Origin of the sequence: Burkholderia sp. B10 (assembly GCF_004368385.1) — a bacterium.
Taxonomy (GTDB): domain Bacteria; phylum Pseudomonadota; class Gammaproteobacteria; order Burkholderiales; family Burkholderiaceae; genus Burkholderia; species Burkholderia vietnamiensis.
The window spans coordinates 1-11,166 of the sequence record NZ_PQMX01000117.1 but is presented as its reverse complement, the minus strand read 5'-3'; the positions used below and the strand labels follow the sequence as shown (position 1 = coordinate 11,166).

Here is an 11,166-nt window from a genome sequence, read left to right as displayed (position 1 = left end):
GCCGTCGCCCTCCTTGCCCCCCGGGGTTTACGTGGAGCCCACGAGCGCCGCAATCGAATCGTTGCACTGACGAGCCCAATCGACGCGCTGCCCGTTATCAATACATCGATTGCCGCAACAGCCGGTTCGAAGAATCCGTCGATCGAGCCGGATTGCCGTTTTCCGGCTTTCGCGTTCGGGTAAAATACCGCCCTTTTGGCGTTCGCCCGTGCGGCGAGCGCCGATGTCAGCGCGCCGAAACACGAATTTTGGCCGTCTAGAATACGCCGCGGCGCCCGGCACGACCGGCCGCGAGCGTCACCCGGAAGTGAGCGACAAAAGGATGGAAATGAAGAAGGCCGCCCTGTGCGCCGCCCTCGCCCTCGTGGCGGGAAGCGCCTTCGCGAAAGAGTGGAAGACCGTGCGGATCGGTGTCGATGCCAGCTACCCGCCGTTCGAGTCGACCGCGCCGAGCGGCGAGATCGTCGGTTTCGACGTCGACCTCACGAAGGAAATCTGCAAGCGGATCAACGCGAAGTGCGTGTGGGTCGCGCAGGATCTCGACGGGATCATTCCGGCGCTGAAGGCGAAGAAGTACGACGTGATCGTGTCGTCGCTGACCGTCACCGACAAGCGCCGCGAGCAGATCGACTTCTCGGACAAGGTCTACGACGCGCCCGCGCGAATGATCGCGAAGGCCGGCTCGCCGCTGCAGCCGACGGTCGCATCGCTGAAGGGCAAGCGCGTCGGCGTCGAACAGGGTTCGACGCAGGAAAGCTACGCGAAGGCGTACTGGGAACCGCAAGGCGTGACGGTCATTCCTTACCAGAACCAGGACCAGGTCTATACCGACCTCGGCTCGGGCCGCCTCGACGCGACGCTGCAGGACGAGCTGCAGGCCGACTACGGTTTCCTGCGCACGCCGCGCGGCAAGGGCTTCGCGTTCGCCGGGCCGGAAGTGAAGGATCCGAAGACGATCGGCGACGGCACCGCGATCGGCCTGCGCAAGCAGGACACCGACCTGAAGCTGAAGATCAACAACGCGCTGGCCGACATGCACAAGGACGGCACCTTCGACCGGCTGTCGCACAAGTATTTTTCGTTCAGCGTCTATTCGGCTCGCTGAGCCCGGACAATGACGGGAAGCGGATGCGGGGGCGGCCCCGCATCCGCGCAACACAGGCAGTCGACCACGCGCCGCCCGCCTCCACCGCCTGCCGCCCGTCATGGGTCGCGGCAGGCCGGCCCGGCATCGCTGCCGGGGGCGGACGGTCATGATATGCACGGGGCGTTCCGCGCAGCTTGGCGGGCGCGTCTTTCGCGGCGCACGACGTGCGCCTTCTGGGACCACACCAGGGACCACATATGTTTCTACAAGGTTACGGCCCGCTGATCCTCGCGGGCACCTGGCAAACCATCAAACTGTCGGTGCTGTCGCTCGCGCTGTCGTTCCTGCTGGGCTTGCTCGGCGCGGGCGCGAAGCTGTCGAGCAACCGCCTGACGAACGGCATCGGCACCGTCTACACGACGCTGATTCGCGGCGTCCCCGACCTCGTGCTGATGCTGCTGCTGTTCTACAGCCTGCAGATCTGGCTGAACATGGCGACCGACGCGCTCGGCTGGGACCAGATCGACATCGATCCGTTTCTCGCCGGCGTGCTGGTGCTCGGCTTCATCTACGGCGCCTACTTCACCGAGACCTTCCGCGGCGCGTTCCTGTCGGTGCCGCGCGGCCAGCTCGAGGCCGGCAGCGCGTACGGGATGACGAACTGGCAGGTGTTCACGCGGATCATGTTCCCGCAGATGATGCGCTTCGCGTTGCCGGGCATCGGCAACAACTGGCAGGTGCTCGTGAAATCGACGGCGCTCGTGTCGATCATCGGCCTCGCCGACGTCGTCAAGGCGTCGCAGGACGCCGGCAAGGGCACGCTGCGGTTCTTCTTCTTCACGCTGATCGCCGGCGCGGTGTATCTCGCGATCACGACGATGTCGAACTTCGTGCTGATGTGGCTCGAAAAGCGCTACTCGACCGGTGTCCGCAAGGCTGACCTATGATCGAACTCATCCAAGAATACTGGCGCAACTACCTCTATACCGACGGCTTCCGCACCACCGGCGTCGCGATCACGCTGTGGCTGCTGGTCGTGTCGATCGGCCTCGGCTTCTGCCTGTCGGTGCCGCTCGCGGTCGCCCGCGTGTCGAAGCGCAAGTGGCTGTCGGGCGCGGTGTGGCTCTACACCTACGTGTTCCGCGGCACGCCGCTGTACGTGCAGCTGCTGCTCTGCTACACGGGCCTCTACAGCCTGCAGATCGTGCGCGGCACGCCGCTGCTCGATGCGTTCTTCCGCGACGGGATGCGCTGCACGCTGCTCGCGTTCACGCTGAACACCTGCGCGTACACCACGGAGATCTTCGCCGGCGCGATCAAGGCGACGTCGTACGGCGAGATCGAAGCGGCGCGCGCGTACGGGATGCCCACCTTCACGATGTACCGTCGCGTGATCCTGCCGTCGGCGCTGCGGCGCGCGCTGCCGCTGTACAGCAACGAAGTGATCCTGATGCTGCACGCCACGACCGTCGCGTTCACCGCGACCGTGCCGGACATCCTGAAGATCGCGCGCGACGTCAACTCGGCGACCTACATGTCGTTCCACGCATTCGGCATCGCCGCCCTGCTCTATCTCGTGATCTCGTTCACGCTCGTGTGGCTGTTCCGCCAGGCCGAGCGCCGCTGGCTCGCGTATCTGCGCCCGCAAGGCAAGTAAGTTTTCGCAGGACTATTGATGAATTCCCAGACTCAGAAGCTTTTCGTCGACGATCTGCACAAGCGGTACGGCGACAACGAGGTGCTCAAGGGCGTGTCGCTGAAGGCGAACTCCGGCGACGTGATCAGCGTGATCGGCTCGTCCGGCTCCGGCAAGAGCACGATGCTGCGCTGTATCAACTTCCTCGAGCAGCCGAACGCGGGCCGCATCGTCGTCGACGGCGAGGAAGTGCGCACCACGCCCGACAAGACCGGCGCGCTGCGCGCGGCCGATGCGAAGCAGTTGCAGCGCGTGCGCACCAAGCTGGCGATGGTGTTCCAGCACTTCAACCTGTGGTCGCACATGAACGTGCTCGAGAACGTGATGGAAGCGCCCGTGAACGTGCTCGGCATCCCGAAGAAGGAAGCCGAGGACCGCGCGCGCGAATACCTCGAGAAGGTCGGCCTCGCGCCGCGCGTCGAAAAGCAGTATCCGTCGCATCTGTCCGGCGGCCAGCAGCAGCGCGTCGCGATCGCGCGCGCGCTCGCGATGCATCCGGACGTGATGCTGTTCGACGAGCCGACTTCGGCGCTCGATCCGGAGCTCGTCGGCGAGGTGCTGAAGGTGATGCAGAAGCTCGCCGAGGAAGGCCGCACGATGATCGTCGTCACGCACGAGATGGGTTTCGCGCGCAACGTGTCGAACCACGTGATGTTCCTGCACCAGGGGCGCGTCGAGGAACAAGGCGTGCCGGCCGACGTGTTCGCCAACCCGAAGAGCGAGCGACTGCGCGCGTTCCTGTCGGGCAGCCTCAAGTAAGGCCGCCACGCGCGGCGTAAACCCGAAGCGGGCGCCCACGCGGCGCCCGTTTTGCGTTTACGCGACGTCGACCGGCGCGCCGTCGGCGAACGCGCGCAGCGCGTCGCCTGCGAGGCGGTAGCGCACCCATTCGTCCTGCGGCGCCGCGCCGACGCTCTCGTAGAAACGGATCGCCGGCTCGTTCCAGTCGAGCACGCTCCATTCGAACCGCCCGCAGCCGGTGTCCACGGCGATCCGCGCGAGCGCCTTGAGCAGCCGCCGGCCGGCGCCCGCGCCGCGAAAGCGCGGCGACACGTACAAGTCCTCCAGATACAGCCCCTGCCGGCCGAGCCACGTCGAGTACGAGAAGAAATACACGGCGAAGCCGGCCGGCTCGCCGTCGACGTCGCAGATCAGCGCACGCGCGGGCGAGCCTTCGCCGAACAGGCTGCGCTCGAGCGACGCGGGCGTCGCGACCACTTCATGCTCGGCCTTCTCGTAGACGGCCAGTTCGGTGATGAAACGCAGGATTTGCGGCACGTCGGCGACGGTCGCGGAACGGATGTCGATTTGCACGGCGGGGAGCCCTCCTTCGGCCCGGATTGACGGCGGATTGCAGCGAGCGCGCGGTTGCACGTGGCGCTGCGCGTAGCGACATGCTACGGTCGCGGCACTGCTGCAGGAAGTGCAGTTTCTTCATCCGGATCTGAACATGATGCATCCCGACCTGCGCCGTCTCGATCTGAACCTGCTGCTCGCGTTCGACGCGCTGTACCGCCACCGCTCGGTCGCCGCTGCCGCGCACGAACTCGCGATGAGCCCGTCGGCGCTGAGCCACGCGCTCGCGCGGCTGCGCGACGCGATCGGCGACGCGCTGTTCGTGCGGCTCGGCAACGAGATGCAGCCGACCGTGCGCGCCGACGATATCGCCGGCTGGGCCGCCGAGGCGCTCGACACGATGTCGAAGGGGCTCGCCCGCGCGCGTCGCTTCGATCCCGCGGAGAGTGACCGCACGTTCGTGCTCGCCGCCAGCGACTACACGGCGTTCGCCGTGCTGCCGGCGCTGCTCGCGCGCATCGAGCGCGTCGCGCCGCATCTGCGCTTCCGCATCGTTCACTCCGACCGCAAGATCGCGATCGACGAGCTGGCGGCAGGCCGGATCGACTTCGCGCTCGGCTATCACGAGGAATCGGTCGCCGCCGCGCCGGGCATCGAGGACTTCGACTGGTTCTCCGACGACTACGTGGTGATCGCAAGCGCGACGCACCCGGACGTGGGCAGCCGGCTGACGCTCGATCAGTACCTCGCAGCCCGCCACGTGGTCGTCACGCCGTGGAACGAGCCGCGCGGCGTGGTCGACTACGTGCTCGATCGGCTCGGCCTCGCCCGGCAGGTGGCCATGCAGTTGCCGAGCGTGCTGGCCGCGCCGTTCGTGATCGCCGGGTCGACGCTGCTGATGACGGTGCCGAACCGCGCCGCTCAGGTGCTGCAGCACGCGGCGCCGATCCGCATCTACGCCGCGCCGTTCGACATCCCGCGCTACACGGTGAAGATCTACTCGCACGCGAAGCACGCGCGCACCGACGCGCATCGCTGGCTTCGCGCGCAACTGCTCGCCGCGCGGCCGGCGCCCGGCTGACCCGCAACGCGCCCAAGCCCCCGCCTCGCGCGCCGCCGACGGACGCCGACGGCCGTGCGCGGCCGCGTCGACACGACGTCGAAGCGCCGCCAACTTATTACGAATTACTTACCAATCCTGCCTTCCCGCCGCTTACGCCGACACCCGCGGCGTCGTCAATAGTGGCAATCCTTGAGCCATGTCTGGAGAATCCATGTATCCCTTGCAGGACAAGGGTTTTCCGGCGATCGACGGTAGTCCTTGCCACCGTGACGACCCGTGTTGCATGGCAATTTGGCGACATGCGCTAGTCAAACAACGATTTCCATCGCCACAAAATTGTATTTTTGCTAAATTAGTAACCAAAGTAGCAAAACGAAGTTCGTGAAATGTAGTTTAGCTTCACGACACAACAAGGAGACCCCGCAAGCCCACCCGGCAGCGCGGGACCGCTCAACGGTTTTCCGTCTGCTTGCCCGCGTGCGGCGCCGAACCGGCCTTGCACGAGGTCTCCCTGGTTATCCCGCTTTTCGCTTTTGCCCGGCGCTCGCTGCAACGGGCATCTCGTGCAGTCTGGGTTGACTTTTTGACAGGGTATGGAGGAGATGATGAAGAAAGCTTTGGTCGCGGCCGCGCTGATGGCTGCTGGGGTGGTGACGGCGCACGCGCAGAGCAGCGTGACGCTGTATGGTCGCCTGGATGCCGGCATTGAGTACCTGAACGGCCTTCAGAACGGCCACCAAGTGCGCGCGGAAAGCGGCGACTGGGGCACGAGCCTGTGGGGCTTGAAGGGTAGCGAGGACATCGGCGGCGGCAACAAGGTCCTGTTCCACCTCGAAGGCGCGTTCAACACGATGAACGGCGGCCTGGGCACGAGCGGCTCGATCTGGGATCGTTTCGCGACGGTCGGGATCTCGAACGATCGCTACGGTACGCTGCTGTTGGGTCGCGAACTCGCGATCGCGAACGGCGTGTGGGACTTCGACCCGTTCGGCCAGTCGGCCTGGTCGACGGCATCGCTGGTGCGCGGCCGCAACTGGAACAAGACCAGCAACAACGTGTCGTACCAGTCGCCGTCGCTCTACGGCCTCGACTTCTACGGCCAGTTCTCGTTCTCGAACTCGACCAGCTTCAACGGCAACACGACGGCCGGCCAACCGGGTCGTGCAATGGGCGGTCAGGTCACCTACACGAACTCGCTGTTCCAGTTGCGCGGCATCTACGACGAAACGCGCGACAGCAACGGCCGCTTCTCGGACGTGTTCAACTACTCGCGTGAATACTTCGCGGGCGTGAACGTGTTCCTCGGCCAGTTCAAGGTTCAGGCGGCCTACCAGGCCTCGCGCGCCGACGGCAGCGGCGGCCCGGCAGTCAACGCCGGCGTGACGGGTACGCAACAGGTGTGGGGCGGCGTGACGTGGCAGGCCACGCCGGCAGCGGCGCTGATCGCGGCCGTGTATCACGTGAACGCGAACCACGGCGGCGGCAACGCGAACATCTACACGATCGGCGGTTCGTACAACATCTCGAAGCGCACGCTGTTCGACCTGCAGGCCGCGACGGTGCGCAACAGCTCGACGGCCAACTTCGGTCTGAACGCGAACGGTGCAGGCACCGCCGTGTCGACCGGCAACCCGCATCCGGGCGGCAGCCAGACCGGCGTCTACGCCGGCATCCAGCACCTGTTCTGATCGGGCGCCGTCAAAGAACGAATCGACAACACTTTCCACGCTGCTGCGAGAGGCGCGTATCGGTGCGGTACCCAACCGGGTATCCGCACCGTTTTTTATTGGGCGGCCCGCAATCGTGCGCCCCGCTGCGCGGTACGACCGCGCGGGCCGGCGGCGACGCTCAGACCGCCGCTTCGTTCTCTTCGCCGGTGCGGATGCGGATCACGCGTTCGACGTCGGACACGAAGATCTTGCCGTCGCCGATCTTGCCCGTGCGCGCGGCGCCGATCACCGCATCGATCACCTGATCGACCTGCGCTTCCGCGACGACCACCTCGATCTTCATCTTCGGCAGGAAGTCGACGACGTATTCGGCGCCGCGGTACAGCTCGGTGTGGCCCTTCTGGCGGCCGAAGCCCTTCACTTCCGTCACCGTCAGGCCGGTGAGGCCCACTTCGGCGAGCGCTTCGCGGACTTCGTCCAGCTTGAACGGCTTGATGATGGCGGTGATGCGTTTCATGATGGTTGTCCCTCAATGCTCGTTTGGATGCAGAATCGCGATCCCGATTGTAAGCGCTAGTAGGCGCTAATCAGGGCTAAGCCGGGCGCCGGTCAGTCGACCCGCTCGGTGAAGCGCGACGTGATCGGATAGCGCCAGTCGCGTCCGAATGCCCGGTGCGTGACGCGAATGCCGATCGGCGCCTGGCGGCGCTTGTATTCGTTGATCTTGATGAGCCGCGTCACCCGCGCGACGTCGGCCTCGGCGTAGCCGGCCGCGACGATCTCGCCGAGCGGCCGGTCCTCTTCCATGTACATCCGCATGATCGCGTCCAGCACGTCGTACGGCGGCAGGCTGTCCTGGTCGGTCTGGTTCTCGCGCAGCTCGGCCGACGGCGCGCGCGTCAGGATCCGTTCGGGGATCACGTCGCGCGTGCCGTAATCGGGCGTCGCGTTGCGGTAGCGGCACAGCTGGTACACCTGCGTCTTCGCGATGTCCTTGATCACCGCGAAGCCGCCGGCCATGTCGCCGTACAGCGTGCAGTAGCCGACCGCCATCTCGCTCTTGTTGCCGGTCGTCAGCACGATCGAGCCGAACTTGTTCGACAGCGCCATCAGCAGCGTGCCGCGAATGCGCGCCTGGATGTTCTCCTCCGTCGCGTCCTCCGCGCGGCCGGCGAACTCGCCCGCGAGCGCCGCGCGGAACGCGTCGAACATCGGCGCGATCGCAATCTCGTCGTAGCGCACGCCCACGCGCCGCGCCATCTCCGCCGCGTCGGTCGTCGAAATGTCGGCCGTGTAGCGCGACGGCATCATCACCGCGCGCACGCGCTCGGGGCCGAGCGCATCGCATGCGACGGCCAGCACCAGCGCCGAATCGACGCCGCCCGACAACCCGATCAGCACGCCGGGAAAACCGTTCTTGCCGATGTAGTCGCGCACGCCGGTCACGAGCGCGCGATAAACCTGCGCGTCGACCGGCAACTCGGGGGCGATCGCGCCCGGCAGCGGCCGTGCGCCGTCGAATTCGACGATCGCGTGGCCTTCGTCGAACAGCGGCATCTTCGCGACCAGCACACCGTCGCCGTCCAGCACGAACGAGCCGCCGTCGAACACGAGCTCGTCCTGGCCGCCGACCAGGTTCACGTACACCATCGGCAAGCCGGTCTCGCGGATCCGCGCGCGCAGGATGTCGATGCGCAGCGCCTCCTTGTTCATGTGATACGGCGAGCCGTTCGGGATCAGCAACACTTGCGCGCCGGCGGCCTTGGCGATCTGCGCGGCCGATGCGTGCCACGCGTCCTCGCAGATGATCACGCCGTATTTCACGCCGTTCAGCTCGAACACGAGCGGCTCGGTGTCGGTCGCGAAGTAGCGCTTCTCGTCGAACACGTCGGCGTTCGGCAGATCCTGCTTGCGGTAGGTGCCGACGATCTTGCCGCCGACGATCAGCGACGCCGCGTTGTACGTGTCGACCGGCGGCACGCCGCGCTCGATCGGGCGGTTTGCATTACCATCGACGGCGGGCTCGCCGCCGGCCGCCTCGCCCGCCGCGCTGCGCAGCGGATGGCCGACCAGCACCGCGAGCCCGTTGAACTCGCGCAATGCGTCGGCGAGCGCGTCGAGTGCGGCGGCCGCCGCCGTGTAGAACGCGGGCCGCAGCAGCAGGTCTTCGGGTGGATAGCCCGACAGCGCGAGTTCGGGCGCGATCATCAGATGCGCACCATCGTTGTGCGCTGCGCGGGCGGCCGCGACGATCCGCGCGACGTTGCCGGCGAAATCGCCGACGGTGACGTTGATCTGGGCAAGAGCGAGTCGGGTCTTCATGACGGCATCGGCGCAGCCGGGCGGCGCGCGCTGAACGGTTGACGAAACGCCCCGGACGCGAGCCACCGCGGCACGCTTCCGGCGGCATCCAACAGTACGGATTCACGCTTGAAACACGAACGCATCGATTATCGCACGGGCATCCTGTCGTCTCCCGCGGAGGTGCCGGCCGACGAATGGAACGCGCTGCTCGAACGCGACGCGCAGCCGACGCCGTTCCTGCGCCACGAGTTCCTCGACGCGCTGCACGTCGCGCGCTGCGCAGTGGACGATACCGGCTGGTCGCCGCACTTCGTCACACTCACCGACGCGCACACGGGCCGCCTCACGGCCGCCGCGCCCGTCTACGCGAAGCAGCATTCGTACGGCGAATACGTGTTCGACTGGGCATGGGCCGACGCGTACCAGCGCAACGACCTGCCCTACTACCCGAAGCTGCTGTGCGCGGTGCCGTTCACGCCGGTGCAGGGCACGCGCCTGCTCGCCGCCGACGAAGACGCGCGCCGCCGCCTCGCGGCCACGCTGCTCGCGTTCGCGGAGCAGAGCGACGTGTCGTCGCTGCACGTGCTGTTTCCGACCGGCGACGAGGCCCGCCTGCTCGAATCGATGGGCATGATGCTGCGCGAGGGCGTGCAGTTCCACTGGCTCAACGACGGCTATCGCGACTTCGACGACTTCCTCGGCACGCTCGAGCAGAAGAAGCGCAAGAACATCCGCGCGGAACGGCGCAAGGTGCGCGACGCCGGCATCACGTTCCGGCGGCTCGCCGGCGAGCAGATCACCGAGGCCGACTGGCGCTTCTTCACGCGTTGCTACCGGCAGACCTATCGCGAGCACTATTCGAGCCCGTACCTGAACCTCGAGTTTTTCCGCACGATCGGCGCGACGATGCCCGAGAATCTGCTGCTGGTCATCGCCGAAGCAGACGGGCGGCCGATCGCGAGCTCGCTCGCCGTGTACCGGCGCGGCGCCGACGGCCGCGGCGGCACGCTGTACGGCCGCTACTGGGGCGCGCTCGAACACGTGCCGTGCCTCCATTTCGAGACGGCGTACTACCAGTTGCTCGAGTTCTGCATCGAGGCCGGGCTCGATACCTTCGAGGGCGGCGCGCAAGGCGAGCACAAGCTCGCGCGCGGCTTTCTGCCGACCGTCACGCATTCCGCGCACTGGCTCGCGCATCCGGCGTTCTCCGATGCGGTCGCGCGCTTTCTGGAGCGCGAGACCGAGCATATCCACGCCTACGTCGACGAATTGCGCGAACACGATCCGTTCCGCCGCGGCACGTGACGACGCTCGCGCCACGCGTGTTTCGCGGCGCCCGCCTTCATTTCTGAGACACTGACGGCTTCGCAGCCTGCCGCGTTCCCATGTCCTGGTTTCTGTATCTGATCGAGTGCGCCGACGACAGCGTCTACACGGGCATCACGACCGACGTCGCCGCCCGCTTCGACGAGCACGCGTCCGGCAAGGGCGCCCGCTACACGCGCTCGCGCAAGCCGCGCGCGGTGCTTGCGTCGTTCCCGTTGCCCGACCGGTCGAGCGCATCGCGCGCCGAGTATTGGGTGAAACGCCTCACGGCCGCGCAGAAACGGGAGCTGGCGGCTGGGGTGCGGACGCTCGCTTCGGTATTGCCGGACGGGATATCGATCGACGGAGGCGCCGAGGCAAGCGTCGCGTCGGGCGGCGCGAAGAACGCGAAAGAGAGCGAGGTGTCGGCCGGCGACGCGCGGAAGTCGCGAGCGAAGTCTGGGGTGAGGCGCGGTGCCAAGTCAGATGCGAAGCCCGACGCCAAGTCCGACAAGAAGTCCGATGCGAGGCCCGGTTCGAAGCCCGCCGCTAAGCCGCAGGCCAAGTCCGACGCCAAGCCCGGTGTGAAGTCCGGCAGGAGGCCAGGTGCGAGGCCCGCTGCCAAGCCGCAGGCCAACTCCGACGCAAAGCTCCGAGCGAAATCCGACGAGAAGTCCGGCGCAAGGTCGGGTGCGAAGCCCGACGCCAAACCCGCTGCGAAGGACGCCGCAACCCCACCCGTCAC

General features: G+C 66.7%; 12 protein-coding genes. 9 read left to right on the top strand and 3 right to left on the bottom strand.

The features are described from left to right. The 5 genes from C3Y15_RS32050 to C3Y15_RS30025 all read left to right on the top strand — a co-directional run. Nucleotides 1-183: hypothetical protein (locus C3Y15_RS32050; RefSeq protein WP_208328110.1), on the top strand; the 183-nt coding region annotated here is incomplete at its 5' end. Nucleotides 184-328: 145 nt separating this feature from the next. After that, a complete protein-coding gene (locus tag C3Y15_RS30040) occupies nucleotides 329-1,105 on the top strand; it encodes an ABC transporter substrate-binding protein (RefSeq protein ID WP_059890393.1) in 777 nt (258 codons plus the stop codon). Between the two features lie 239 nt (nucleotides 1,106-1,344). Continuing rightward, nucleotides 1,345-2,034, top strand: a complete 690-nt coding sequence (hisQ, locus tag C3Y15_RS30035; protein WP_014723444.1) for a histidine ABC transporter permease HisQ — start codon at nucleotides 1,345-1,347, stop codon at nucleotides 2,032-2,034. Continuing rightward, the gene (locus C3Y15_RS30030) at nucleotides 2,031-2,744 is read left to right on the top strand and encodes an ABC transporter permease (protein ID WP_059894262.1); all 714 of its coding nucleotides are present in this window, start codon (nucleotides 2,031-2,033) and stop codon (nucleotides 2,742-2,744) included. Before hisQ ends, C3Y15_RS30030 begins: the two co-directional genes overlap by 4 nt. Nucleotides 2,745-2,762: 18 nt before the next feature. Next, on the top strand, nucleotides 2,763-3,542 hold the full coding sequence (locus C3Y15_RS30025; protein ID WP_034192591.1) for an ABC transporter ATP-binding protein: 780 nt from the start codon (nucleotides 2,763-2,765) through the stop codon (nucleotides 3,540-3,542). 57 nt (nucleotides 3,543-3,599) lie between these two features. Here the strand turns inward: C3Y15_RS30025 and C3Y15_RS30020 are convergent, their stop codons facing one another. Beyond that, entirely contained in the window at nucleotides 3,600-4,097 is a 498-nt protein-coding gene (locus C3Y15_RS30020; RefSeq protein ID WP_059460536.1) for a GNAT family N-acetyltransferase, read from the bottom strand. Between the two features lie 136 nt (nucleotides 4,098-4,233). Between C3Y15_RS30020 and C3Y15_RS30015 the strand changes: the two genes are divergently transcribed. Together C3Y15_RS30015 and C3Y15_RS30010 are read left to right on the top strand one after the other, a co-directional pair. Next, complete coding sequence (locus C3Y15_RS30015) at nucleotides 4,234-5,160, top strand: LysR family transcriptional regulator (RefSeq protein ID WP_069246390.1); 927 nt, start codon at nucleotides 4,234-4,236, stop codon at nucleotides 5,158-5,160. A 584-nt stretch (nucleotides 5,161-5,744) separates the two neighbouring features. After that, on the top strand, nucleotides 5,745-6,830 hold the full coding sequence (locus tag C3Y15_RS30010; protein ID WP_011885689.1) for a porin: 1,086 nt from the start codon (nucleotides 5,745-5,747) through the stop codon (nucleotides 6,828-6,830). 160 nt (nucleotides 6,831-6,990) lie between these two features. Here C3Y15_RS30010 and C3Y15_RS30005 read toward each other — a convergent pair whose 3' ends face one another. Both C3Y15_RS30005 and C3Y15_RS30000 read right to left on the bottom strand, forming a co-directional pair. Beyond that, nucleotides 6,991-7,329 carry a P-II family nitrogen regulator gene (locus tag C3Y15_RS30005; protein WP_006398637.1) on the bottom strand — a complete coding sequence of 113 codons (339 nt, stop codon included), beginning with the start codon at nucleotides 7,327-7,329 and terminating at the stop codon, nucleotides 6,991-6,993. 92 nt (nucleotides 7,330-7,421) lie between these two features. Beyond that, a complete protein-coding gene (locus C3Y15_RS30000) occupies nucleotides 7,422-9,134 on the bottom strand; it encodes an NAD+ synthase (protein ID WP_034192593.1) in 1,713 nt (570 codons plus the stop codon). A gap of 108 nt (nucleotides 9,135-9,242) precedes the next feature. Between C3Y15_RS30000 and C3Y15_RS29995 the strand changes: the two genes are divergently transcribed. Then, on the top strand, nucleotides 9,243-10,421 hold the full coding sequence (locus tag C3Y15_RS29995; protein WP_069246288.1) for a GNAT family N-acetyltransferase: 1,179 nt from the start codon (nucleotides 9,243-9,245) through the stop codon (nucleotides 10,419-10,421). An 80-nt stretch (nucleotides 10,422-10,501) separates the two neighbouring features. After that, nucleotides 10,502-11,166: GIY-YIG nuclease family protein (locus C3Y15_RS29990; RefSeq protein ID WP_134206923.1), on the top strand; the 665-nt coding region annotated here is incomplete at its 3' end.

Coding starts and splice junctions, on each gene's coding strand:
- C3Y15_RS30015 (WP_069246390.1), top strand. CDS start 4,234: ATGATGCATCCCGACCTGCGCCGTCTCGATCTGAACCTGCTGCTCGCG.
- C3Y15_RS30010 (WP_011885689.1), top strand. CDS start 5,745: ATGATGAAGAAAGCTTTGGTCGCGGCCGCGCTGATGGCTGCTGGGGTG.
- C3Y15_RS30040 (WP_059890393.1), top strand. CDS start 329: ATGAAGAAGGCCGCCCTGTGCGCCGCCCTCGCCCTCGTGGCGGGAAGC.
- hisQ (WP_014723444.1), top strand. CDS start 1,345: ATGTTTCTACAAGGTTACGGCCCGCTGATCCTCGCGGGCACCTGGCAA.
- C3Y15_RS30025 (WP_034192591.1), top strand. CDS start 2,763: ATGAATTCCCAGACTCAGAAGCTTTTCGTCGACGATCTGCACAAGCGG.
- C3Y15_RS30030 (WP_059894262.1), top strand. CDS start 2,031: ATGATCGAACTCATCCAAGAATACTGGCGCAACTACCTCTATACCGAC.
- C3Y15_RS30000 (WP_034192593.1), bottom strand. CDS start 9,134: ATGAAGACCCGACTCGCTCTTGCCCAGATCAACGTCACCGTCGGCGAT.
- C3Y15_RS30005 (WP_006398637.1), bottom strand. CDS start 7,329: ATGAAACGCATCACCGCCATCATCAAGCCGTTCAAGCTGGACGAAGTC.